21 protein-coding genes are annotated in these 22,341 nt (G+C 70.8%); 15 read left to right on the forward strand and 6 right to left on the reverse strand.

What is annotated here, in order from left to right; translation table 11 throughout:
* Positions 1 to 152: 152 nt before the first annotated feature.
* The 3 genes from lhgO to AB0K21_RS13815 are packed head-to-tail and all read left to right on the forward strand — an operon-like array spanning position 153 to position 3,467.
* Positions 153 to 1,343 carry an L-2-hydroxyglutarate oxidase gene (lhgO, locus tag AB0K21_RS13805; protein ID WP_364149807.1) on the forward strand — a complete coding sequence of 397 codons (1,191 nt, stop codon included), beginning with the start codon at positions 153 to 155 and terminating at the stop codon, positions 1,341 to 1,343.
* Positions 1,344 to 1,353: 10 nt separating this feature from the next.
* Positions 1,354 to 2,085, forward strand: coding sequence for a response regulator transcription factor (locus AB0K21_RS13810; protein WP_364149808.1), 732 nt, complete (start codon positions 1,354 to 1,356; stop codon positions 2,083 to 2,085).
* Positions 2,085 to 3,467, forward strand: coding sequence for a HAMP domain-containing sensor histidine kinase (locus tag AB0K21_RS13815; protein WP_343980801.1), 1,383 nt, complete (start codon positions 2,085 to 2,087; stop codon positions 3,465 to 3,467). Before AB0K21_RS13810 ends, AB0K21_RS13815 begins: the two co-directional genes overlap by 1 nt.
* 89 nt (positions 3,468 to 3,556) lie before the next feature.
* Here AB0K21_RS13815 and AB0K21_RS13820 read toward each other — a convergent pair whose 3' ends face one another.
* Positions 3,557 to 5,416 carry an efflux RND transporter periplasmic adaptor subunit gene (locus AB0K21_RS13820; protein ID WP_364149809.1) on the reverse strand — a complete coding sequence of 620 codons (1,860 nt, stop codon included), beginning with the start codon at positions 5,414 to 5,416 and terminating at the stop codon, positions 3,557 to 3,559.
* Positions 5,417 to 5,564: 148 nt separating this feature from the next.
* Here AB0K21_RS13820 and AB0K21_RS13825 point away from each other — a divergent pair, with 148 nt between their 5' ends.
* From AB0K21_RS13825 to AB0K21_RS13855, 7 genes are all read left to right on the forward strand, one after another.
* Positions 5,565 to 6,710 carry a biotin/lipoyl-binding protein gene (locus AB0K21_RS13825; RefSeq protein ID WP_343975000.1) on the forward strand — a complete coding sequence of 382 codons (1,146 nt, stop codon included), beginning with the start codon at positions 5,565 to 5,567 and terminating at the stop codon, positions 6,708 to 6,710.
* Positions 6,707 to 7,438 (forward strand): ABC transporter ATP-binding protein, encoded by a 732-nt coding sequence (locus tag AB0K21_RS13830; protein ID WP_343974997.1) that lies wholly within the window; start codon positions 6,707 to 6,709, stop codon positions 7,436 to 7,438. Before AB0K21_RS13825 ends, AB0K21_RS13830 begins: the two co-directional genes overlap by 4 nt.
* Positions 7,435 to 8,709 carry an ABC transporter permease gene (locus tag AB0K21_RS13835; RefSeq protein WP_343974994.1) on the forward strand — a complete coding sequence of 425 codons (1,275 nt, stop codon included), beginning with the start codon at positions 7,435 to 7,437 and terminating at the stop codon, positions 8,707 to 8,709. The genes AB0K21_RS13830 and AB0K21_RS13835 overlap by 4 nt, the downstream gene beginning before the upstream one ends.
* Positions 8,710 to 8,737: 28 nt before the next feature.
* The gene (locus AB0K21_RS13840) at positions 8,738 to 9,310 is read left to right on the forward strand and encodes a hypothetical protein (RefSeq protein ID WP_343974990.1); all 573 of its coding nucleotides are present in this window, start codon (positions 8,738 to 8,740) and stop codon (positions 9,308 to 9,310) included.
* Between the two features lie 67 nt (positions 9,311 to 9,377).
* Positions 9,378 to 10,076 (forward strand): response regulator transcription factor, encoded by a 699-nt coding sequence (locus tag AB0K21_RS13845; RefSeq protein WP_343974987.1) that lies wholly within the window; start codon positions 9,378 to 9,380, stop codon positions 10,074 to 10,076.
* A gap of 336 nt (positions 10,077 to 10,412) precedes the next feature.
* Positions 10,413 to 12,338: an ABC transporter gene (locus AB0K21_RS13850; RefSeq protein WP_343974984.1), complete on the forward strand. Its 1,926-nt coding sequence runs from the start codon at positions 10,413 to 10,415 to the stop codon at positions 12,336 to 12,338.
* A complete protein-coding gene (locus AB0K21_RS13855) occupies positions 12,335 to 14,068 on the forward strand; it encodes a GTPase (RefSeq protein ID WP_364149811.1) in 1,734 nt (577 codons plus the stop codon). The genes AB0K21_RS13850 and AB0K21_RS13855 overlap by 4 nt, the downstream gene beginning before the upstream one ends.
* 260 nt (positions 14,069 to 14,328) lie before the next feature.
* Here AB0K21_RS13855 and AB0K21_RS13860 read toward each other — a convergent pair whose 3' ends face one another.
* The 3 genes from AB0K21_RS13860 to AB0K21_RS13870 form a co-directional block, all read right to left on the reverse strand.
* Positions 14,329 to 14,673, reverse strand: a complete 345-nt coding sequence (locus AB0K21_RS13860; protein ID WP_343974979.1) for a DUF1036 domain-containing protein — start codon at positions 14,671 to 14,673, stop codon at positions 14,329 to 14,331.
* A gap of 2 nt (positions 14,674 to 14,675) precedes the next feature.
* Entirely contained in the window at positions 14,676 to 14,885 is a 210-nt protein-coding gene (locus tag AB0K21_RS13865) for a hypothetical protein (protein ID WP_343974976.1), read from the reverse strand.
* A 261-nt stretch (positions 14,886 to 15,146) separates the two neighbouring features.
* A complete protein-coding gene (locus tag AB0K21_RS13870; protein ID WP_343974973.1) occupies positions 15,147 to 16,076 on the reverse strand; it encodes a zinc-binding dehydrogenase in 930 nt (309 codons plus the stop codon).
* Between the two features lie 99 nt (positions 16,077 to 16,175).
* Here AB0K21_RS13870 and AB0K21_RS13875 point away from each other — a divergent pair, with 99 nt between their 5' ends.
* Complete coding sequence (locus tag AB0K21_RS13875) at positions 16,176 to 16,835, forward strand: TetR family transcriptional regulator (protein ID WP_364149814.1); 660 nt, start codon at positions 16,176 to 16,178, stop codon at positions 16,833 to 16,835.
* A gap of 158 nt (positions 16,836 to 16,993) precedes the next feature.
* On the opposite strand, the gene AB0K21_RS13880 is transcribed toward AB0K21_RS13875, so the two are convergent.
* A complete protein-coding gene (locus AB0K21_RS13880; protein ID WP_364149816.1) occupies positions 16,994 to 18,460 on the reverse strand; it encodes an ATP-binding protein in 1,467 nt (488 codons plus the stop codon).
* A gap of 287 nt (positions 18,461 to 18,747) precedes the next feature.
* Here AB0K21_RS13880 and AB0K21_RS13885 point away from each other — a divergent pair, with 287 nt between their 5' ends.
* Entirely contained in the window at positions 18,748 to 19,278 is a 531-nt protein-coding gene (locus AB0K21_RS13885) for a pyridoxamine 5'-phosphate oxidase family protein (RefSeq protein ID WP_343974964.1), read from the forward strand.
* A 108-nt stretch (positions 19,279 to 19,386) separates the two neighbouring features.
* Here AB0K21_RS13885 and AB0K21_RS13890 read toward each other — a convergent pair whose 3' ends face one another.
* Positions 19,387 to 19,551: a zinc ribbon domain-containing protein gene (locus tag AB0K21_RS13890; protein ID WP_364150317.1), complete on the reverse strand. Its 165-nt coding sequence runs from the start codon at positions 19,549 to 19,551 to the stop codon at positions 19,387 to 19,389.
* Here AB0K21_RS13890 and AB0K21_RS13895 point away from each other — a divergent pair.
* The 3 genes from AB0K21_RS13895 to AB0K21_RS13905 all read left to right on the forward strand — a co-directional run bounded on the left by AB0K21_RS13895 (position 19,538) and on the right by AB0K21_RS13905 (position 22,085).
* A complete protein-coding gene (locus AB0K21_RS13895) occupies positions 19,538 to 19,669 on the forward strand; it encodes a hypothetical protein (protein WP_364149818.1) in 132 nt (43 codons plus the stop codon). The two genes, AB0K21_RS13890 and AB0K21_RS13895, sit on opposite strands and share 14 nt — an antisense overlap.
* 179 nt (positions 19,670 to 19,848) lie before the next feature.
* The gene (locus AB0K21_RS13900; RefSeq protein WP_343974961.1) at positions 19,849 to 21,060 is read left to right on the forward strand and encodes a cytochrome P450; all 1,212 of its coding nucleotides are present in this window, start codon (positions 19,849 to 19,851) and stop codon (positions 21,058 to 21,060) included.
* The gene (locus tag AB0K21_RS13905) at positions 21,057 to 22,085 is read left to right on the forward strand and encodes an NAD(P)-dependent alcohol dehydrogenase (RefSeq protein WP_343974958.1); all 1,029 of its coding nucleotides are present in this window, start codon (positions 21,057 to 21,059) and stop codon (positions 22,083 to 22,085) included. Before AB0K21_RS13900 ends, AB0K21_RS13905 begins: the two co-directional genes overlap by 4 nt.
* Positions 22,086 to 22,341 lie beyond the last annotated feature (256 nt).

Here is a 22,341-nt window from a genome sequence, read left to right on the forward strand (position 1 = left end):
CGTCGGCGGTGGGTGTCGGGGTCGAGGTGCGGACGGGGGGCGGCGATGAACGTCGGGGTCGTCGGTGCGGGGATCGTCGGTCTGGCCGTCGCCAGTTCGTGGGTGGGCGTCGGCGGTGGGTGTCGGGGTCGAGGTGCGGACGGGGGGCGGCGATGAACGTCGGGGTCGTCGGTGCGGGGATCGTCGGTCTGGCCGTCGCCAGGGAGGCGGCGCTGACCCGCGGGGCCAGGGTGACGGTGCTGGACAAGGAGGACCGCGTAGGAGCCCACCAGACCGGGCACAACAGCGGCGTCGTCCACGCCGGGATCTACTACCGGCCCGGTTCGCTCAAGGCCACGCTCTGCCGTGAGGGGGTGGCACTGCTGCGGCAGTACTGCGCCGAGCACCGCATTCCCTACGACGAGGTCGGCAAGCTCGTCGTCGCCTCGACCGCGGCCGAGCGGCCCGAGCTGCGCCGGATCGCCGAGCGGGCCCGCGCGAACGGGGTTCCCGGCATCGCCGAGCTGGACGCGCTGGGCCTGCGGGAGATCGAGCCGCACACCGTCGGCACGGGTGCCGTGCACTCCCCGCGCACCGCGATCGCCGACTTCCCGGCCGTCGCCAGGCGTCTGGCCGCGGACGTGGCGGAGAACGGCGGATCGGTGCTGCTCTCACATCAGGTGCGCGCGGTACGGGAGACCGCGAGCGGGGTGAAGGTCCGGGCGGGGGAGCGGACGCTGAGCTTCGACCGGCTGATCGTCTGTGCCGGGCTCGGCACCGACACCGTCGCACGGATGGTCAAGGCCACCGGGGACGTACGGATCGTCCCTTTCCGCGGTGAGTACTACGCGCTGGCCGGCGCGGCGAGGGACCTGGTCCGAGGGCTCGTCTACCCGGTTCCCGACCCCCGCTACCCGTTCCTCGGCGTGCACCTGACCCGGAGGATCGACGGCGAGGTGCTGGTCGGCCCCAACGCGGTCATGGCGCTGGCACTGGAGGGCTACTCCTGGCGGGACGTCGACCTGGCGGAGCTGGGCCGGATTCTGGCCTGGCGTGGCACCCGGCGGCTGGCCGCCCGGCACTGGCTGACCGGCATCAGGGAGGTGGCCGGTTCGATGGGCAGGAGGTCGTTTCTGAGGGCCGCGCGCCGCTACGTCCCGGCCCTGACCTCCGCCGACCTCGTCAGGACCACCGGCGGCGTCCGCGCACAGGCCGTGGACGCCTCCGGCGGCATGCTGGACGACTTCGCGATCGACGTGCACGGCCGCGTCGCCCTCGTGCGCAACGCCCCTTCCCCGGCGGCAACCTCCAGCCTGGCCATTGCCAGACATATTGTGGGGTTAGCCTCTGTGTTGACCAGTTAACTGCTTTCTCATGTGGGCCGGTGAAAATAGACCAGTGACCGACTCACCCGAGGCACGTCTGCTGATCGTCGAGGACGAGCCGAACATCCTTGAGCTTCTGGCCGCGAGCCTGAGGTTCGCCGGGTTCGGCGTCAACACGGCGGGCAACGGTACGGACGCCGTCGCCGCCGTCCAGCGGCACCGGCCCGATCTCATCGTGCTCGACGTGATGCTTCCGGACATGGACGGCTTCGACGTCGTACGGCGCCTGCGCGGTGGCGGCAGCGACACCCCCGTGGTCTTCCTCACCGCGCGCGACGCCATCGAGGACAAGATCCGGGGGCTGACCCTGGGCGGGGACGACTACGTGACCAAGCCGTTCAGCCTGGAGGAGGTCGTGGCCCGGATCCGGGCGGTGCTGCGCCGTACCGGCTCCGGCGATCTCGTCCCCCGGCAGCCCCGGCTCAACTTCGCGGACATCGAGCTCGACGAGGAGAGCCACGAGGTGTGGCGCAGGGGCAAGGTGGTGGCGCTGTCACCCACGGAGTTCAAACTGCTCCGCTACTTCATGGCGAACGCGGGGCGGGTGCTGTCCAAGGCCCAGATTCTCGACCACGTGTGGGACTACGACTTCCGGGGTGATGTCGGGATCGTGGAGTCCTACGTCTCCGTGCTCCGTCGCAAGATCGACAACACGGACCCGCGGCTGATCCACACGCTGCGCGGCGTCGGATACGTGTTGCGCCTGCCGCCGACGCCGTGATGCTCAACGCGACCCCGCTGCGGGTGAAGCTGATCGCCGTCATCCTGGCCCTGCTGATGATCGCGCTCACCCTCATCGGGCTCGGCAGCGTCTCGATCATGAGTGGTTACCTGATCGACCGGGTCGACACCCAGATCGACCTGACGGTCGACACCGCGCTGCGCCGGATGAGCCGGGGAGTCATGCCGATCGGCAGGCCGCTGTCGCCCGACGCGAGGTTGGAGCTCCGTGACTCCAGCGGCAAGGTCGTCGACGCCTACAGCGGCGCCGACGTGGAGGGCAAACCGGGACCGTCGGTGCCTCAGGGCCAGGACAACCGGCCGTTCGACAGCGGCGACTGGCGAGCCCGTGCGGTCCCGCTGAACGACGGCGGAAACCTCGTCGTCGCCGTCGACATGGCCGAGGTCCGGCAGATCGTCGGCCAGCTCGCGCTGGTGGAACTGCTCGGTGGCGGGGGCCTGATGCTGATGCTCGCCGGGGCCGGGGTGTTGATCATACGCAGGAGCCTGCGCCCGCTGGAGGAGATCGAGCGCACCGCCCAGGCCATCGCCGCCGGAGACCTGAGCCGCCGGGTCCCCGATGCCGACCCGCGCACCGAGGTGGGCCGCCTCGGCCAGTCGCTCAACGGCATGCTCGCCCAGATCGAGACCGCCTTCCGGGCCCGTTCGGAGTCGGAGTCCGCGGCGCGCAGGTCGGAGGAGCGCATGCGAAGGTTCGTGGCGGACGCCTCGCACGAGCTCCGCACGCCGCTGACCTCGATCCGGGGGTTCGCCGAGTTCTACCGGCAGGGACCGGGAATCGACGCCGCGCCGCTGATGCGCCGGGTCGAGTCCGAGGCGGTCAGGATGGGCCTGCTCGTCGACGACCTGCTGATGCTCGCCCGGATGGACCAGCAACGGCCGCTGGTCATGCGCCCGGTCGACCTGCTCGCCATCGCCGCCGACGCCGTCCACGACGCCCGCATCCTCGCCCCTGAGCGCGAGGTCACGCTGTCCGTGGACGGTTCCGCGCTCATCGTCTCCGGCGACGAGGTACGGCTCCGCCAGGTCGTGGGCAACCTCATGACCAACGCGCTCACCCACACTCCCGAGCGGACGCCCGTGCGGGTGGTGCTCTCCGCCGATGACGGGATGGCCGTCATCGAGGTCGCGGACGAGGGGCCCGGCCTCACCTCCGAGCAGCGCGAACGCGTCTTCGAGCGGTTCTACCGCGTCGACTCCGCCCGGGGCCGCCGCGCCCCCGAGGACGGCGGGAGCGGGCTCGGCCTGGCCATCGTGGCCGCGATGGTGGTGGCTCACGGCGGCAGCGTCGCCGTGGACTCGGAGGTCGGCAAGGGGGCGACGTTCCGGGTGCTCCTCCCCCTCGCCCCCGAGTCCGGCTGACCACCGCCGGCACGACGCCGGCTGTTCCGGGTGGAGCCGGGGTGTGGCGACCCCACCCCGGCTCCCGTGCCGGCGGTGGCCGTCCGGACTCAGCGGGCGCCGGCGCCGGCCTCCGGCCAGCTGCTGTCGGGGAACTCCCCGCCGGCCGCGCCGCCGGGCATCACCACCCGGTCGTTCTCGGCCAGCCCCGAGGTGATCTCGATGTACTGGTCACCCCGGACGCCCGTCTCCACGACCCGCTCGACGCCGCCCTGCACGGTGACCCGGGAGACCCCCGCACTGGTCCGGACCGCTTGGGCCGGGACGTAGAGAGCCTCCGCCGACCTGGCGACGGTCACGGTGACCGAGGCGGTCTGGCCCACCATGAGGTCCGCCGGGGGCTCGTCGAACGCGATCGTGACGCCGTACCTCACCAGGCGGTCCGTGGTGGTCGCGGTGGGGGCGATGCCGGTCACGGTGCCTGTGTACCGCTCCCCCTGCCGGGTGGCCAGGGTGATCGCCGCCTGCTGGCCCAGTTCCAGGCTGCCGATGTCCGACTCGGTGAACAGCGCCTCCACCTGAAGCTCGTCCAGGTCTCCCAGGGTGAGGAACGTCCCGGTGCCCGCGCTGTCGCCGACCGCGCCGGCCACGGACATGACGGTGCCGTCGGCGGGGGCGACGATCCGCACGCCCGCCAGTTCCTCCCTGGCGTCGGTCAGCTCCGCCCGGGCCTGCTTCACGCGGGCCTCGGCCTGCTCCACGCTGAGCGTCCCCCGCCCGGCGCCGCCGCTCTGCCCGGTGTTCGGGGCGGTGCCCTGCTTGGCGGCCTGCCCGGAGTTCCGGTCCGCGCCCGTGTTCGCACCGGCGTCGGCGCCGGTGTTCGCGCCCGGCTTCTGGGTGGGGCATCCGGTGGGCCCGGGAGTCGGCGTCCTGACCGTGGTGGGCCTGGCGGTCGCCGTCGGCCCGGCCGTGCCGGTGGGGGCGGCCGTCGGCCCGGGGTGGGCCGTCGGTCCCGCGGGCCCATCCGGGCCGGTCGTCGGGCCGGAGGGCCGGGACGTGGGCGTCGGCTCCGAGGTCGCGGACGGCCCGCCACCGTCCGGCCTCGCGGTCACGGTGACCGTCGCGGTGGCCGTCACCGTCACCGTCGGAGCGGCCGTCACGGTGACGGTGACCGTCGGGGCGGGCTGGGGAGAGTCGCCCCCCGGCCGTCCCGCCGCCGACGGGGTGGGGGTGGCCGTGGGCGTCACGGGCGAGGTCCGGGTGAGCGCGGCCGGAGCGGAGGAGCGCGCCGGGTCAGGTACGGGCGTCGGGGTGACCGGTGCCGTCATGAGGCGATATCCGGCGGGTGCGACACCGGCGGCCGGGACGACCCGTACCTCCCGCTCCGTTCCGGTCGGTTCGGGCGCCGGGGCGCTCGGCCCGGTCGGTGTGGGGGTGGCACCCGCCCCCGGAGGCCGTGTCGCGGTGGGCTCGCACCCGGTCTGCCCGGTGGGATCGGACCGGTCGGTCCCGGTCCGGCTCTGTGTCGGCTGCTGCCGCTGGGGAGCTCCGACCGTCGCATCCCCCGCAGTGCTTCCGGTCGTGCTTCCGGTCGTGTTTCCCGCCTCCTCCAGCGCCTCCTCGGCCGCCGCGAGTTGCGCCTTCGCGGCGGCGTAGCGCTCGCGTGCGGGCGCGGAACCGATCCTGGCGAGCACATCTCCCTTGCCGACCTTGTCCCCGGCCTTGACGTAGACCTTCGTGACCGTTCCCGATCCGCCGAAGGCCAGGTCCCTGGTGCCGTCGTCCACGGTGTTGCCCGCGGCCGACACCGCGGCGGTCACCGTTCCGCGCCTGGCGGAGGCCAGCTCCACCCGGGGGGCCTGGTCGGAGCCGCCGTCGAGCACGACGACCGCGCCCGCGCCCACCAGGACGAGGGCGGCGAGGGCAAGCCCTCCCACGCGCAGGTTCTTCGACAGATGGGTCGGTCTCATGGCGGACAATCCTGGACCGTCTGATTCACAGCATGCTCACAGGTGCCTGAAGGTTTGCTGTGCATCCTGAGCGGTAAGACACGGTCTACAGGAAATCTTCAGCCTTTGCCGGGGTAGGCCCAAGCCTGGTACGCCAGGGTCGAGCGCTGTGAAGCTGTCGACCAAGCGCGGAGCGCTGATCGTGAACGGGACCCTCGGGGTCCTGTTGCTGGGCGGCGCGGTGATCGCCTACTCCTCCCTCGGCGGCGAGGCCTCGTCAGCCGACGCCGCGGTGCGGACCGTGCAGGTGACCCGGGCCACCGTCACCGCCTCCGTCTCCGCCTCGGGGACCGTGGCCAGCGCCCGCGCGCGGGCGCTCGATTTCGCGTCGAGCGGCACCGTCGAGAAGATCTACGTCAAGGTGGGGGACAAGGTCACCAAGGGCCAGATCCTCGCCAGGCTGGACGACGACTCGGCGCAGGAGAGCCTGGACGCGGCCGCCGCCGCCCTCGACACCGCGGACGACGACACCTCGACCGCCGCGGCCTACGCCCAGTACATCACGGCCAGGAACACCTACCGGGCCGCGAAGCGCGCCGTGGACGGCACGGTCATCAAGGCGCCGTTCTCCGGTACGGTCACCGCGATCAACGGCACGGTCGGGGGCTCCTCGGGTTCGGGCTCCTCGGGCTCCTCCACCAAGGCCGCGGGCAATGCGAGCGGCGCGGCCGGCTCGGGTTCCTCCGGCGGTGCGGCGAGCGGCTCGGGCGGTTTCATCGACATCGCGGACACCGGCAGACTCCAGCTCGTCGGCACCTTCACCGAGTCCGACGTCACCCGGCTCAAGGTCGGCCAGACGGCCTCCATCGGGTTCGACGCGCTCAACGGCGTCACCGCGGCCGGGAAGGTCACCCAGATCCAGCCGACCGCCACCACCAGCAACAACGTGGTCCAGTACCCGGTGACGATCTCCTTCACCGAGGTGCCGGACGAGGTCAGGCTGGGCCAGACCGCCACGGTCGGGGTCGTCGTCGAGAGCGTGCAGAACGTGCTCGCGCTCTCCTCCACGGTGATCTCCACCACGGGTTCCCGCAGCACGGTGACGGTCCTGCGTGACGGGCGGCAGGTGCCCGTCCAGGTGGAGGCCGGGGTCAAGGGCGACACGCTCACCGAGATCAGATCCGGGCTGAACGAGGGCGACCAGGTGGTCCGCCCGGCGACCACCGGGACCACCCAGCAGGGTGGCGGTCTCCCCGGTCTCGGTGGCGGTGGCGGCGGTCGTAACTTCGGCGGTGGGGGAGGGCCCGGCAGATGACCGTCCCCGTCCTCTCCCTGAGGGACATCACCAAGGTGTACGGCCGAGGAGACGCCGAGGTCCGTGCGTTGCGCGGTGTCTCGCTCAGCGTCGAACGGGGCGACTACGTCGCCATCATGGGCGCCTCCGGGTCCGGCAAGTCCACGCTCATGAACATCCTGGGCTGCCTGGACGTGCCCACTTCGGGCGACTACCACATCGACGGCACCGATGTCGGCTCGCTGGACGAGCGCCGGCTCGCCGTGCTCCGCAACCGGAAGATCGGCTTCGTCTTCCAGTCGTTCAACCTCATCCCCCGGATGAGCGCGCTCGCCAACGTCGAGCTGCCCATGGCGTACGGCGGGGTCGGCGCCGCGGATCGGCGGGCCCGCGCCCTGGCGGCCCTGGAGCAGGTCGGTCTCTCCGACCGGGTCCGCCACGAGCCGAACGAGCTCTCCGGCGGCCAGCAGCAGCGGGTGGCCGTGGCCAGGGCGCTGGTCACCGCGCCCGCCCTCCTCCTCGCCGACGAGCCGACCGGCAACCTCGACACCGCCTCCACCGAGGACGTGCTGGGCATCCTCGACGGGCTCAGCGTCTCAGGCAGGACAATCGTGATCATCACCCATGAGGACGACGTGGCCGCTCACGCCAAGCGGGTCATCCGTCTGGTGGACGGCCAGATCATCGAGGACCGCCGCCAGGCCCCCGTCGACGGGCTCCCGCCCCGCATGCCGGAGGTCATCGCGTGAGCCGGCTGGAGATCCTGCGGTTCGCGCTCCGCGGGCTGGCCGCGAACAAGCTGCGCAGCTTCCTGACCACGCTCGGCATCCTGATCGGGGTGGCGGCCGTGATCCTGCTGGTCGCCTTCGGCGAGGGAGCCTCGCAGAGCATCCAGCAGTCCATCCAGCGGCTCGGCGCCAACACCCTCACCATCTCGGCGTCCTTCGCCGGGGGCGGTGGCGGAGGCGGTGGCGGTCTCGGCGGCATCGGGGGAGGCCGGGTGAGCGCGGGACAGAGCTCCGGCCCGCGTACCCAGGCCAGGTCGCTCACCCTGGAGGACGCCAGAGCGCTGACCGACCGCGAGCAGGCGCCCTCGGTACGGAGCGTGTCGCCCGTGGTGACCGCGAACTCGGCCACCGCGGTCCACGAGGGCGCCAGCCACCCGATCGCGCAGCTCGTGGGCACCTACCCCAGCTACTTCGAGGCGACGAACAAGCCCGTCGAGAGCGGCACCTACTTCGTCAACGACGACGTGATCGCCGCCAGGAAGGTCATGGTGATCGGGCGGACCGTGGCCGAGGGGCTGTTCGGCACCGCCGATCCGGTCGGCAAGCCGGTCAGCGTCTCAGGCGTGCCGTTCACCGTGATCGGGGTGCTGAAGGAGTCGGGCTCCACGGGCATGCAGGACGCCGACGACGTGGCCATCGTGCCGTTGCCCGCCGTGCAGCAGAGCCTGACCGGGTTCGGCGCGCTCGGTTCCATCATCGTGCAGGCGACCGGCGCGGACGCCACCGACTCGGCGCAGGCCGAGGTCACCGCCGTGCTCAACCAGCGGCACGGCATCACCCCGACGGGCACCGCGGACTACCGGATCCTGAACCAGGCCACCCTGCAGGAGACGGTCAGCTCGACCATCGGGATCTTCACCGCCCTGCTCGGTGCGGTCGCCGCCATCTCCCTGCTGGTCGGCGGCATCGGCATCACCAACATCATGCTGGTCACCGTCACCGAGCGGACCAGGGAGATCGGCATCCGAAAGGCCATCGGCGCACCCAGGAGCGCCATCCTCGGCCAGTTCCTGCTGGAGGCGACGGTGCTGAGCCTGCTGGGCGGCCTGCTGGGCGTCGCGATCGCGTTCGCCGGCACCCGCTTCACGATCGCCGGGATCTCACCGGTGCTCGTACCGTCCTCGATCGCGCTGGCCCTCGGCGTCTCGGTGGGCATCGGGCTGTTCTTCGGTGGCTACCCGGCCAACCGGGCGGCCAAGCTCCGGCCCATCGAGGCCCTGCGCCACGAGTGACCCGTACGGCTTAGGCAAGGAGAGAGACATGGGCGGCAACGCCGACGAGACGGTCCCGGCGGGGAGATCCCTGGAGGGCTCCCCGTTCCGTGGGGACCTGGACAGCGAGCTGGCGGCCCGGCCGCCGCGCCGGCTGTCCACGCTCACCCTCGTGCTGGGCGCCGGGGTGATGCTCGTGGCAGGGGTGATCGTGGGTATCCAGGCGCAGAAGACGATGGGCGTCACGTCCGGTCCAGTCGGTGCCCCGGGAGCCGTGACGCGGCAGGGCGCGGGCCCCGGCGGTTCCGCGGGATACGGCGGTTTCGGAAACGGGCAGCAGGGGGGTCAGGGCGCGGGCCAGGGGCCGGGGCAGGGCGGTGGCGGCCGAGGTGGCATGACCGTCGGCACCGTGCAGCGGGTGGAGGGCGAGAAGGTCTACCTCCAGACGACCGACGGATCCGTCGTGACGGTGAACACCACGGACGAGACATCCGTGCGTCTCACCAAGGAGGGCAAGGTCGCGGACCTCAAGCCCGGTGGCACGGTGGTCGTACAGGGAGCCAGGGCCGAGGACGGCTCGGTCAGCGCGACCGTGATCAACGAGGGGGGTGGCCGGCGGTGAGCCGGTTCCCAGGAAACGTTCAGCTTCGGCTGAGCTTCGTTCCAGAGAGGTGAGCGAGCCTCGGGGGGTGCTGGACAGAGTGGAAGCCCGATTGCTGGTCGTGGACGACGAACCGAATATCAGGGAGTTGCTCTCGGCCAGCCTGCGACTGTCCGGGTTCGAGGTGGTGACCGCGGTGGACGGCCGGGAGGCCATGCAGTTCGCCGAGCGCATCCGCCCCGACCTCGTCGTGCTGGACGTGATGCTGCCCGACATGGATGGCTTCGCCGTGGCCGGGCGGCTGCGGGAGATGAGCGGGCAGATGCCGGTGCTCTTCCTCACCGCGCGGGACGGCACCGACGACAAGGTCGCCGGGCTGCGGGTGGCCGACGACTACGTGACCAAGCCGTTCAGCCTGGAGGAGGTGCTCGCCCGCATCCGGGCCGTGCTCCGGCGTACCAGGGGAGACCTCGACCTGCCGGCCCGCCTGCAGGTCGGTGACCTGGAGTTGGACGAGGAGGCGCACCAGGTCTGGCGCTCCGGTGTCCCGGTGCGGCTGTCGCCCACCGAGTTCAAGCTGCTGCACTACTTCATGGTCAACAGCGGCAGGGTGCTGTCCAAGGCGCAGATCCTCGACCACGTCTGGAACTACGACTTCGGCGGTGACGCCGGGGTGGTCGAGTCCTACGTCTCCTACCTGCGCAGGAAGGTCGACACGGCCGAGCCGAGGCTCATCCACACCCTCCGCGGGGTGGGGTACGTGCTGCGCCCCCCGCACGGTGATTGAATTTTCAGCTGATATTCAGCACTACCTGACCTGATTCTGAGTTTTGTGTGTTCAAATAGACACTGCACGACCCCCGATCTCCTCGGAGCCATCCGATGGACTCGGGCTCGCCTCCAGCTGCGGGGGAGACGAGTCCGGCACGGTCCGCGGCCGGGATCCGAGGGCTGGGCCCCACCGCTTTACCGAGTTCGCCCCCGTAACCCGGTCAGGCGGTGGGGCCGATTTCGTCTGAGGGGGGCATGCGGCGACATGCCGGCCGGATTCGCCGCCGTGACCCGGGTGAGCGGTGGCACCGATCGCGTCTAGAGGGGCGTCCTGTCGGGCAGGATCGACCGTATGGGCGACAACGACGGTCTGCTGGAGACGTTGCGAGAGTTGCGGCGACATCTCGACCGTGACCTGTTCCCCCTCGCGATCGGCGACGTGGCGGCCGACCGCCGGGCACTGCGCGAGCTGACCGGCCAGCTCGACGACTACCTCATCCCCCGGCTGAGCGCCATCGACGCCCCGCTGCTCGCCGTCGTCGGCGGCTCCACCGGGGCCGGCAAGTCGACGCTGGTGAACTCCCTGGTCGGTACGGACGTCTCCGAGCCCGGCGTGCTGCGGCCCACGACGATGGCACCCACCCTGGTCACCAGTCCCGCCGACCGCGACTGGTTCACCGCCCAGAACATCCTGCCCGGCCTGCCCCGCGTCACCGGGAGCGGCAGGGGCGAGCCCGGCACGCTCAGGGTCGTCACCACCGAGGCGCTGCCGCCGGGACTGGCCCTGCTGGACGCCCCCGACATCGACTCGGTCGTCACCGCCAACCGCGAGCTGGCCGCCCAGCTGCTCGCCGCCGCCGACCTGTGGCTGTTCACCACCACCGCCGCCCGGTACGCCGACGAGGTCCCCTGGGGTTTCCTGCGCTCGGCCAGGGAACGGAGCACGGCCCTGGCCGTCATCCTCTCCCGGGTGCCGCCGGAGGCACTGGGCGTGGTGCGCAAGGACCTGGCACGGTTGCTGGAGGCCAACGGCCTGGGCGGAACCCGGCTTTTCGAGGTGCCCGAGCTGGTGCTGCCCGAGGAGAACGCCCGGCTGCCGCGCCAGGCGGTCCAGCCGGTCGCCGACTGGCTCGCCGCCATCGCCGCCGACTCCCGCTCCCGCGCCGACGTGGTGCGCCACACCCTGTCCGGTGCGCTGGAGAGCCTCTCCACCCGCGTTCCCGCGCTCGCCGGAGCGGTCGAGCGCCAGCACGCCGGTGCCGCCGAACTGCGCTCGATGGCGGACGCCGCCTACGCCGTGGGCCTCGCCTCCTTCGACGAGGGCATGCGGGACGGGTCGCTGCTGCGGGGAGAGGTCCTGGCCCGCTGGCAGGACTTCATCGGGACCGGTGACCTGATGCGCTCCCTGGAGAGCCGGGTCGGCCGGCTCAGGGACCGGGTCGTGGCGTTCGTCACCGGGCGGCCCGCGCCGGAGAGCGAGCTGCGGGTCGCGCTGGAGAGCGGGGTGGAGGCACTGATCAGGGCCTCGGCCGACGGTGCCGCCGAGCGCCTGATGGAGTCGTGGTCGTCGCACCCGGCGGGACGCGCCCTGCTGGAGCGTGCCGGGGTCGCCACCGCGGGGCGCCTCGGCCGGGCCTCCGCCGACCTGCCCGCCAGGGCTCAGGAGGCGGTCAGGGGCTGGCAGTCGTACGTGCTCGACCTGGTCAGGAAGGAGGGGGCGGACAAGCGGACCACCGCCCGCATCACCTCGTTCGGACTCAACGGCGCCGGGCTGCTGCTGATGCTCGCGGTGTTCGCCTCGACCGGCGGCCTGACCGGCATCGAGGTCGGCATCGCCGGAGGCACCAGCGTGCTCAGCCAGAAGGTCCTGGAGGCCGTCTTCGGCGACCAGGCCGTCCGCACCCTCACCGTCAAGGCCCGCTCCGACCTGCGCGCCCGGGTGGCGATCCTGCTCGGTGCGGACGCCGACCGCTTCACCGCCCTGCTGGACGCCGTCCAGCCGCCCGAGAGCACCGCCCCCGCCCTCCGTGCCACCGCGGACGCGGTACGCGAGCACCTGCGCGAACTGCCCGTCGCGGACCGCAGGGCCGCCCTCTCACCGGGCTCCGCTCCCGAAGCCGAGGTGGTCCATGATGTCCGACGGCGGTCCGGTGGCGTCCAGCGCCCGGCGGGCGGGCAAGGGCCGCATCCGCCCGGCGGCGACGTCCCACGTATGAGTGGCGGGACCGATGACGGGGGGTCGCGCGCCACCGGCGCCGGAGAGGTGGGCGAGGCGTGAAGCTGCTGCGCAGGGAGAAGGCGGTCTCGCTGGACGACCGGCTGGCCGCGCTGGCGCGGGCCGCCGACCTGGCCGACGGGCGGCTGGACGCCGAGACGGTCGCCGTGGCGCGTTCGGTGGTCTCCCGCGCCGGGGTACGGGCGAGCCTGTCGGTCGACCACACCGTGGTCGCGCTGGCCGGAGCCACCGGCAGTGGTAAGTCCTCGCTGTTCAACCTGCTGTCCGGCACCTCGCTCGCCACGGTCGGGGTCACCCGGCCGACCACCTCGACCGCCCAGGCCGCCCTCTGGGAGGGCGGCGGCGCGGGACCGCTGCTCGACTGGCTGGGTGTCCCCCGCCGCCACGAACTCCTGGACACCTCGGGCTCGGCCGGCGTCGCTCCCGGCGTTTCCGAGACGCCCGCCCCCGGTCTCGTCCCCGATGCTCCCGTGCCCGCCGGGCAGCCGCCCGGGATGGACGGGGAGGCCGCCGGACTGATCCTGCTCGACCTGCCCGACCACGACTCGATCGAGCCTTCGCACCGGCTGGAGGTCGACCGGCTCGTCGAGCTGGTCGACCTGCTGGTCTGGGTGCTCGATCCGCAGAAGTACGCCGACGCGGCGGTCCACGACCGCTACCTCAGGCCGCTGGCCCGGCACCGGGAGGTCATGGTCGTCGTCCTCAACCAGATCGACCGGCTCTCCCCGGCCGCCGCCGAGCGGTGCCTGAAAGACCTCCGGCGGCTTCTCGACGCCGACGGGCTGGCCGGGGTGCCGGTGATCGGGGTCTCCGCCCGCACCGGCGCGGGTGTTCCCGAGCTGCGTTCCCTGCTCGCCTCCCGGGTCGCCGGCCGGCGGTCCTGGGCCGCCCGCCTCGCCGCCGACACCGGCATGGCCGCCGACGTGCTCGGAGAGGCGTCCAGCGCCACCACTCCGGGCGAGAACCTCTCGATGGACGCTCTGGTGAAGCCGCTGGGGGACGCGCTGTCGGAGGCCGCCGGGGTGCCGGCCGTCGTCGAGGCCGTGGCCAGGTCCCACCGGCACCGCTCGGTCGCCGCCACCGGATGGCCGCCCACCCGGTGGATCCGCCGCCTGCGGCCGGACCCGCTCCGCCGCCTCCGTCTGGACGCCGGCAGCCGTGCCTCCGGGGAGCAGGGGGACATCGTCGGGAGGACCTCGATTCCGGTGGCGACGGTCGTGCAGCGCTCCCGGATGGACAACGCGATCAGGGAGGCCGCGAGAGGCGCCTCGGCCGGGCTGCCCGCGCCGTGGACGACGGCCGTGCGGCAGGCGGCGAGGTCACACGAGGACGAGCTGGAGGACGGCCTGGACCGAGCGGTGGCCACCACCTCTCTCGGTGCCGCCCGGCGGCCCCTGTGGTGGCGGCTGGCCGGGCTGGCCCAGTGGCTGGCGCTGGCGGCGGTGCTCGCCGGAGGGGCCTGGCTGCTCGCCCTGGTCGCCATCGACTACCTACGACTTCCGCAGCTCTACCTGCCGACCGCGGGAGAGCTGCCCTGGCCCACCACGCTGCTGATCGGGGGTGTCCTGCTCGGCCTGCTGATCGCGCTGCTCTCCCGGGTGGCCTCCTGGCTCGGCGGCCGGCGTCGCGCCCGCAGGGCGGCGAGGGCGCTGCGGGCGAGTGTCGACCAGGTCGCCCGCGAGCTGGTGCTCGATCCCATGGAGGAGGAGCTGGCCCGATACCACCGCTTCGCCGAAGCGGTCACGCTGGCCCGGAACGGGACTCGCAGGTGAGGTGGACGGGCCTTGTACCCTGCCTGGCGAAGCCTGCCGAAGGTCACGTGCTCGTCGGCATGGGTCTCGATGCGCGGGGCGGGAGGCGGTCCGGTACCGTGCGGTTTCCGGCGGATGCTCTGGGGGCGAGCGCCTCCCGGTAGAAGGGGACGGACCCGGAGAAGGGAGATCGGTGTCCGTCACGCAGGAGGCGCTCAGTTGGGTCCTCACCACGGGGCCGGACGGTCGGTGCCGGTCGGGGCGTCAGGTGAGGAGGCGGATCAGGCGACGAGGTTGACGTAGTACGTGGAGTAGCCGTTCATGTCGATCAGACGGGTGCCCACGCGCCTGGCCGCGGTGCTGCCGATGTTGATGCAGGAGTCGAAGGCGTTCTGATAGACGTACATCGGGCCGTAGGCGCCGGTCCAGACGGCGCCGTTGGCGGCCTCGGCGTAGTAGGCGGCGTAGCGGTTGTTGGTGTTGAGGACGAACGCCTCGCCGCCCGGGTCGATGGCCCACCAGCCCCGGGTGCCCCACTGGCCGTAGTCGCGGCAGCCGTCAGGGCTGTAGAACATGATCGCGACCCACACCTTGGAGCCGTAGCGGTTACGGAAACGCAGCTGCATGTCTACTCCTCCGCTTCCGTGAATCGCAGGGCGAGGGGCCTGTCGTCGAGCGCCTCGCCGGCCACCGGGGGAAGGTGGTCGTCGCTCTTCGCGACGACCGCGACGCGGTCGGCCGCTCCCGGCCGCTCGCTCGTCTCTCCCGTGCTGGCCGCCGTGGCGTCCGCGAACGCCACCCGGGGGTCCGGGGGGTGTTCGGTGCCGTTGTCCGGCATGGTTGCTCACCTACATTCGTTTGAGTGCGTAGGGTGATCGAGAGACAACATACAGTCATGTTCAAGGTCATGTAAAGAATCGTTTTCATTTCCAACGGAGGGCCTGCCGGCGGATCTCGGAGTGGGGCCGAAAGGGCGCTGCCGACTCTTCCGTGATCCGGGTGTTTCCGCATGCCCCGCTGTGCGGAAACACCCGGATCATCAAGGAAAGAGCGTCTGGTCGCCTGCCCGCCGTTCGCGAATCGGGGAAACGCGACCGGCTCAGCCGATGTCGAGAACCGCCTTGCCGTGCAGCCTGCGGCCGCGGAGAGCCTCGACCGCCTCGGCGGCCTTGTCCCAGCCGCCCCGCCAGGAGATCTGCGGGTCCAGGCGGCCGGCCGCGACCTGCCCGGCCAGCCAGGTCAGGTCCGGTGCCAGGTCCGAGCAGGCGAGCAGGAAGAAGGTGACGATCGAGCGGTCGTGGCGGCCCTGGTCGCCGAACAGCGCCCCGAACGGGAAGTGCTCGCCGTCGCTGGTCGCGTGCCCGACGGACACGAGTGTGCCGCCCTCGGCGAGCTTGTCGAAGCCGTCCACGAGTTGGCGTCCGCCGACCAGTTCGACGATGCCGTCCACCGGGGCGTCGACCTCGGACGGCCCGGCCACCACCTCGTGCGCACCCAGCGCCCGCAGGCCGTCGCCGTGCGCTTCGGGGTCACCGGTGGAGGCCACCACGTACGCGCCGCCGAGCCGGGCGAGCTGCACGGCGTACCGACCGACTCCGCCGGTGGCACCGGTGATCAGTACCCGTCTGCCGACGATCGGGCCGAGCCGGTGCAGGGCACGCAGTGCGCTGGCGCCCGCCACCGGGACGGTACCGACCGCGCCGAGGTCGGCGCCTTGCGGCACCGTGCCGATCAGCTCCGTGTCGACGGCGCGCAGCTCCGCCCACGCGCCGTCGGCGGCGAGCGTCACCACCGGGGTGCCGGCGGCCGGGCCGGAGCCGTCGGCGGCGGCTCGCTCCACCACCCCGGCCGCGTCCCAGCCCGGCACGCTGCCCTCGGGTGCGTTCTCCAGGCCGAACTTGACCTCGCCGTAGTTGAGGGAGGTCGCGGCCACCCTGATCAGCGCCTGGCCGGGGGAGGGATCGGGATCGGGGGCCTCGCCGAATCGCAGTCCACCGGCTAGGGAACGGTCGACAAGCAGAGCACGCATGGGTCTGTACGCCTTTCGTGAGGGCATCGGCGATCATCATAATGCCACTGAGTGGCATAAGCCTATAAGGGGCATTCATGCTCCGTTAGACTGGCCGCGATGACCACACCGATCACTCCCGCCGACCGGCTGCCGCTGCGCGAGCGCAAGAAGCTCCGCACCCGCCAGGCGCTGATCGACACCGCTCTGGAACTGTTCACCGAACGGGGTTTCGACGGCGCGACACTCGACGAGCTCTGCGCGGCGGTCGAGGTCTCCAAACGCACCTTCTTCCGTAACTTCAGCAGTAAGGAAGACGTGGCGATGGCGCCCGTCCACGATCTGTGGACCGTCTTTCTCGACGACCTCGAATCCCGCGAACCCGGTGGTCGCTCCGTCCTGGAGATGCTCCAGGACGCCCTGCTCGCCGCCCTCGACCGAATGCCCACCGAGGGCTGGGAGGACCGTGTTCGGCTCAGCCGCCGACTCGCGGAGAAAACCCCCTCGATGGACGCGCACGGCCTGCACTTCTGCGACCGCACCAGCCGCGCCGCACTCGCGGTCCTGCACCGCAGGTTCAACCTGGCCGATCCGCGCGACCTGCGCCTCAGGCTCGCCCTCGACATGCTCGTCGCCGCGTTCCACTGCGCCCTGGAGACATGGACATCCCGGCCCGGAGCCCCCACCCGCGCCGAACTGGCCGCCCACACCCGCGACGCCTTCGCCGCGATCCCGAGCAGCCTCACGCTGACCCTCGGCCTGCGGGAGGAAACCGGGTGACGTCTTCGGCCGTACGCCCGGATACCGGCGGCGGACGATGAGCCACGTCGCGACGGCGGTGACGGTCTCCGAGGGGTCGCCGACGACGTGCGGGCGGCTGCGGGGGAAGGTGATCGAGTCGCCCTCGGCAAGGGTGACGATCTTCGAACGTCGGAAGCTCAGGCACCCTCGTAGAGACGGGCCAGGTCAACGAGTTGTACATCCACGCGGGTCTGCGTGGCTTCTCGCAGTTGAGGCATGAAGCCGGTGGCGCTGAACAGTAGCAGCCGGGTGCCGGGGGTGGCGCGGTCGTCGCGGCGGATGAGCAGCTCACGGAGGCGCTCAAGGCGCTCAAGGTGGCCGCGGCCGATGACGTCGCCGTACTTCGCCTCACCGATCGCGAGGATGACCTCCTTACCCTCGCTGTCACGACCAAAGACGACGACGTCGATTTCGTGGCTGTTCCTGGCCGCCGGGTCGGGCAGGATCCCGGAGGCGACGTGGGTACGCAGACCACCGAGGGTTTCGGAATGGGCGTACCAGCGTGTCCAGGTGCGGGCGAGGTGTTCGAAGTGTGGACCGAGGACTTTGCTGCGAAACGCCGTCTGCGAACGGTCCCAGACCTGCCCGGCATAACCGGGACGCTCCAGGTCGGTCCATTCCGGCCTCATGATCGCGTGATAGAAGCTGAGAATGGGTTCGGTGATGCGGTAGGTGGAACGCTTTCCATGGAAGGCGTCCGGATCTCGGGCGATCATTCCGACGTCTTCCAGGAGCGTCAGGGAATGACTCAGGTCGGTGGACTTGCGGCCAAGGTATCCGGCGATGCCGCCGCGGGTGTGGTTGCCGTTCGCGATCGCCGACAGAACACCGTGATACAGGGCGACGTCCCGTAGCTCCGGTTCTTCGGCGAGGAGGAAGCGGGCTTCACGGAACAGCGGGCGCCCCGGGTTGAGCACGTTGCGGATCACCCACGGTCCAAAGTCCTCGATGCCGTCGGGGACGTCGCCAAGGGTGAACTCGCGCCGATAGGCGGGAGTGCCGCCAACGACGGCGTTGACGAGCAGCGCCAGGGCGGGATCGGAGATGTCCCAGAAATCCCGGGCCAACCGGTAGTCAAGAGTGGGGACCACCAACTCCAGGCTCGCCCGGCCACGGAGCGGCGCGGTTCCCGCGAGCAGCGACCCCATGAAGGACAGTGCCGACCCACACAGCAGGAGCCGTATCGCGCTGCCCTGACGTTGCCCCTGAGGGCCGAGGGCCCGTTGGATCAGGGAGGGAAGCTGCGGAGACGCCTTGGCCAGATAGGGAAACTCATCGATGACCACGGGAGTCGGTCCGGCGGCGATGGTCATGAGGAACTCGATGGCCTCGTCCCAGTGCGCGAACCTGCGCGGGACCGGCTCACCGAGATGGCGGGCGAGTGCCGTACCGAACTGCTGGAGAGACTCGGTCTCGGTCGCCTCGGTCGCGGCGAAGTAGAACCCTCCCGTCGCCCGGCAGACCGCGTCCAGCAGGAAGGTCTTACCTTGACGACGACGTCCGGACACCACGCCCAGAGTTGCCTCCGGTCCCGGGTAGCGGACGAAGCGCGACAGTTCCGACCACTCGTAGTCACGGTCGAACATCCCTACGGGCTTGTCCATGATCACCCCCATTAATGATGAGCATGTTTATTATAGGTCAACTCATCATTGACTCTCAGGAGTGAGAGTGAGCGGGCGCCCAGGCCGGGGTTCGCAGGCAGGGGAGATCCCGCCGCCGCGCATGCCGTCGGTGTCGCCGGGTGTGGCATCCGGCTGGGCGGCCCGCCGAGGGCCGCGAGACGGGTGAGGAAATACGACACAAGGTGTCGGGTTTTGGGTGGAACATGGATTCACCGGTCGGCGTCGACGGCGTGTGGACCGGGCCCTACGGATGGACAAGGACTCTAATGCGCGAAACGCCCGAGGAGCTCAAAGAGCTTCAGGCCCTTCTCGACGCCTCCCTCTCCCGCTCCACCTCGCACCTCCGCTCGATCATCAGCGGCGAGCGCACCCTGACCGCGGAGCAGCTCACCCAGGTTCTCACCGGCATGTGCCCCCTCGCGCTGTCCACCGTGACGGCGAAGGGCGAGCCGCGGATCAGCGGTGTGGACGGGCACTTCCTGCACGGAAAGTGGCACTTCGGCACGGCGCGCAACGCCGCCAAGGCCCGCCACCTCGCCGCCCGGCCCGCGGTCAGCGCCGCGCACATGCGCGGTGAGGAGCTTGGCGTGTTCACGCACGGCACGGTGGAGATCCTCAACCCCCAGGACGGCGAGCCGGCCGCGGACTGGCCGGACCTGCTCGCGTACTTCAAGGACTTCTACGGCGACGATGCCTTCGACTGGGACAACGACGTGGTCTACTACCGGCTGCATCCGCACTGGACGACCGTCTATGCCTCCGACGTCGCGAAACTCATCGCGGCGTCCCAGCCCTGATCCGCAGCACGGCCCCTGGCGGGACCATGTCCCCTATGTTCGAGCCGGTTGGGTCTCGGTCGTAAACGACCGAGCGTGCAGCTCCTCGCCGTCGATGGGTTCGACGGTTCAGGCCGCGTCGTCGGCAGCGTGACTCACTGCCCAGCCCGCCATACCGCGCGAGGCGATGTCGCGGGCCGCGTTGACGTCGGCGTGCTCAGCGAAACCGCACGACGTGCAGGAGAAGGTGGCCTGATCGGGCCGGTTCCTCTTGTCCAGAATGTGGGTCGAGATCCTCGGCGTCGTTCAAGGTGTTGGCGTCATCGCTCAGGCGCACCGCCTGCAGTCCGAGAGCGGCTTCGGCCCTTCGACGCCCAGCACTCTCAACGTCGACGCCTTCATCGGTTGTTGACTCCCGGAGGGAGGGTGCCATAGGTTGCGTGCAGCGATACTTCATAGTATCCCACGAAATTTCGTGACTCATGATCCTAGTGATGCCTGCTGAATCACGGCATCACGGTGGGGTGGACAGCCCGCCCAACGTTTCGGCAACGAGCGGGCGCCATGGCCGCGAGTTTAGGAGACAGGAACATGGAGACGGCGATGTCCAACGCGGCACAGCTACCGACCTTCGATCTCAACGAGCCGGGGGCGCAGGACGAGCTCTACGAGCGCTACGCGGACCTGCGCTCCAAGAGCAGGGTGGTCCACAGCGATCGCTTCGGCGGTTACTACATGCTGACGCGATACGAGGACATCAAGGCCGCGCTCACCCAGCCTGACCTGTTCGCATCCGGCCAGGGTGTCACGATTCCCCATTTCGGACTGCCGATCCCGGCCCTTCCCCTGGAGGCGGACCCGCCCGAGCACAAGGCCTTCCGCGCCTTGCTGCTGCCGCTGTTCCGGCCCAGGCAGGTCGCGAAGTTCGGGGAGTACGTCGAGGAGGTCACCGCCGAGCTCATCGACGCCTTCATCGAGCGGGGCGAGGCCGACCTCAAGGCGGAGCTGTGCGAGGTCGTCCCCTCGCGCCTGACCGAACTTTTCCTCGGCCTGCAAGACGGTGAGTGGCAGCGGCTGCGCAGCTTCGGTCCGAGGCTGCTGCAGACCTCCCGGGAGCAACTGCTCGCCGAGAACGAGGAGGTCGCCCGTGAATTGATGTCGTTCTTCCGGGAGGTGCTCGACCGCAAGCGGGCCGACCCCAAGGACGACCTGCTCAGCCTCCTCGTCACCGCGGAGGTGGACGGCGCGCCGCTGGCCCCGGACCAGGTGCTGGGAATGGCGATCCTGGTCGGGGAGGCCGGGCACGCCACCACGATCAGGTCGCTGACGAGCACGTTCTTGATGTTGGGCCTCGACATGGAGCTGCGGCAGCGGCTGATCGACGACCCGGCGCTGATCCCCGCCACGATCAACGAGATTCTCCGGCTCGAAGCGCCGTCGCAGATGTTCGCCCGGACCGTCACCCGGGACTGCGAGTTCGCCGGGCACCGGTTCAAGGCCGGCGACAAGGTCGGAATCCTCTTCGGCAGCGGAAATCGTGACGACAAGGTCTTCGATCGACCGGACGAGGTCGACCTCGAGCGCAAGCCCAACCCGCATCTGTCGTTCGGCGTCGGTATCCACCGCTGCGTCGGAGAACCCCTCGCCCGGCTCGAAATGCAGGTCGTCATCGAGCAGGTGTTGCGCCGTCTGCCGGACTACCGGCTGAAGGATCCGGACAACGTCGAGTGGCTCCCCGGGTTCCGCCGGGAGCTGGCCACCCTGCCCGTCACCTTCTCCGCAGGCGCCAGGACGACCGGATGAGAGCGTTCCGTCTGATCAAGCCAGGCGAGCCGCCGGCAGTCGTCGAGGTGCCCACTCCCCGACCGGGACCGGGCGAGGTGCTGGTCAAGGTCGCGGGGGTCGGCGCCTGCCACACTGACGTCACCCTGATGGACGCCGAAGCCGGTTTCACGCCCCCGCTGCCCTTCACGCTGGGGCACGAAGTGTCGGGGTGGGTTGCCGAGCTGGGCGAGGGCGTGACCGGGCTCCACGTTGAGCAGCCCGTGCTGGTCTACATCTCGTGGGGGTGCGGACGCTGCATCCGCTGCGCGAGCGGACTGGATCACTGGTGCTTCAACGGGGCGAACCTGGCCGGGATCGGCCGCGATGGGGGGCTGGCCGACTATCAGCTCGTCCCCGACGCGCGTTACGTCGTCCCGCTGCCAGAGAACCTTGACGTGTTCGAGGCCGCTCCGTTGGCGGACGCCGGTCTGACGCCGTACCACGCGATCCGCCGCTCCGCCCACAAGCTGGTGTCGCCGATGTCGACGCTCGTGGTCGTCGGCGTCGGAGGGCTCGGGCACCTGGCGGTCCAGATCGCGCGGGCGACCTCGGCCGCCACCGTCGTCGCCGTCGACATCAGCCAGGACAAGCTCGAGTTCGCGCGCAAGCTCGGTGCCCACCACGCGATCCTGGCAGGGCCCCACGCCGCGGCGGCGGTGAAGGAGGTGACTGCGGGCCGTGGTGCCGACCTCGTCGTGGACTTCGTCGGGAGCGACGCCAGCGGGGCTTTCTGCGCCGCCGCAGCGGGAAGTATGGCCGAGATCACGCTCATCGGTGGCGCAGGCGGATCGATAACCGTCGATCATCGCTCGCTGCAGCGCGACACCTCGGTCACCCGCTCCGGGATGGGGTCCATCCCCGACCTGCACGAGGTCGTCGCGCTGGCAGCGTCAGGAGCGATTGGAGTCGAGGTCGAGAAGTACCCCTTCGCCGAAGTGGACGCCGTCTACGATCGACTCAGGAACGGCCAGGTCAAGGGGCGCGCGGTCATCACACTGGACTGACGCGGGACGAAGCCGGGTCCACCGCTCCGGCGAGTGTTCGCGGGTGCGGCGATCGCAGCAGCCCACTACACGACGCACGGACACCTCCATCCTGGGACCGGGACGAGCCGTGACGTGGTCGCAAATTCCTATCGGCACAGCAGCCACTTCCCGGAGCACGGCCTCGCAAAAGGACCGGCTTGTGACCTCGACCACGAGTCCGACCCGGGACCTTCGCACCCTGGACTTGTACGACCCGGAGGTGGAGTGCCACCGG

Origin of the sequence: Streptosporangium sp. NPDC049248 (assembly GCF_040678965.1) — a bacterium.
GTDB classification, from domain to species: Bacteria; Actinomycetota; Actinomycetes; order Streptosporangiales; family Streptosporangiaceae; genus Streptosporangium; species Streptosporangium fukuiense.

Excerpts from the sequence above, each read along its gene's own strand:
- lhgO (WP_364149807.1), top strand. The coding sequence starts at position 153 with ATGAACGTCGGGGTCGTCGGTGCGGGGATCGTCGGTCTGGCCGTCGCC.
- AB0K21_RS13830 (WP_343974997.1), top strand. The coding sequence starts at position 6,707 with ATGACCGTCCCCGTCCTCTCCCTGAGGGACATCACCAAGGTGTACGGC.
- AB0K21_RS13840 (WP_343974990.1), top strand. The coding sequence starts at position 8,738 with ATGGGCGGCAACGCCGACGAGACGGTCCCGGCGGGGAGATCCCTGGAG.
- AB0K21_RS13865 (WP_343974976.1), bottom strand. The coding sequence starts at position 14,885 with ATGCCGGACAACGGCACCGAACACCCCCCGGACCCCCGGGTGGCGTTC.
- AB0K21_RS13900 (WP_343974961.1), top strand. The coding sequence starts at position 19,849 with ATGGAGACGGCGATGTCCAACGCGGCACAGCTACCGACCTTCGATCTC.
- AB0K21_RS13810 (WP_364149808.1), top strand. The coding sequence starts at position 1,354 with ATGTGGGCCGGTGAAAATAGACCAGTGACCGACTCACCCGAGGCACGT.
- AB0K21_RS13860 (WP_343974979.1), bottom strand. The coding sequence starts at position 14,673 with ATGCAGCTGCGTTTCCGTAACCGCTACGGCTCCAAGGTGTGGGTCGCG.
- AB0K21_RS13880 (WP_364149816.1), bottom strand. The coding sequence starts at position 18,460 with ATGGACAAGCCCGTAGGGATGTTCGACCGTGACTACGAGTGGTCGGAA.
- AB0K21_RS13905 (WP_343974958.1), top strand. The coding sequence starts at position 21,057 with ATGAGAGCGTTCCGTCTGATCAAGCCAGGCGAGCCGCCGGCAGTCGTC.
- AB0K21_RS13875 (WP_364149814.1), top strand. The coding sequence starts at position 16,176 with ATGACCACACCGATCACTCCCGCCGACCGGCTGCCGCTGCGCGAGCGC.
- AB0K21_RS13815 (WP_343980801.1), top strand. The coding sequence starts at position 2,085 with ATGCTCAACGCGACCCCGCTGCGGGTGAAGCTGATCGCCGTCATCCTG.
- AB0K21_RS13895 (WP_364149818.1), top strand. The coding sequence starts at position 19,538 with ATGTGGGTCGAGATCCTCGGCGTCGTTCAAGGTGTTGGCGTCATCGCT.
- AB0K21_RS13885 (WP_343974964.1), top strand. The coding sequence starts at position 18,748 with ATGCGCGAAACGCCCGAGGAGCTCAAAGAGCTTCAGGCCCTTCTCGAC.
- AB0K21_RS13850 (WP_343974984.1), top strand. The coding sequence starts at position 10,413 with ATGGGCGACAACGACGGTCTGCTGGAGACGTTGCGAGAGTTGCGGCGA.
- AB0K21_RS13820 (WP_364149809.1), bottom strand. The coding sequence starts at position 5,416 with ATGAGACCGACCCATCTGTCGAAGAACCTGCGCGTGGGAGGGCTTGCC.
- AB0K21_RS13870 (WP_343974973.1), bottom strand. The coding sequence starts at position 16,076 with ATGCGTGCTCTGCTTGTCGACCGTTCCCTAGCCGGTGGACTGCGATTC.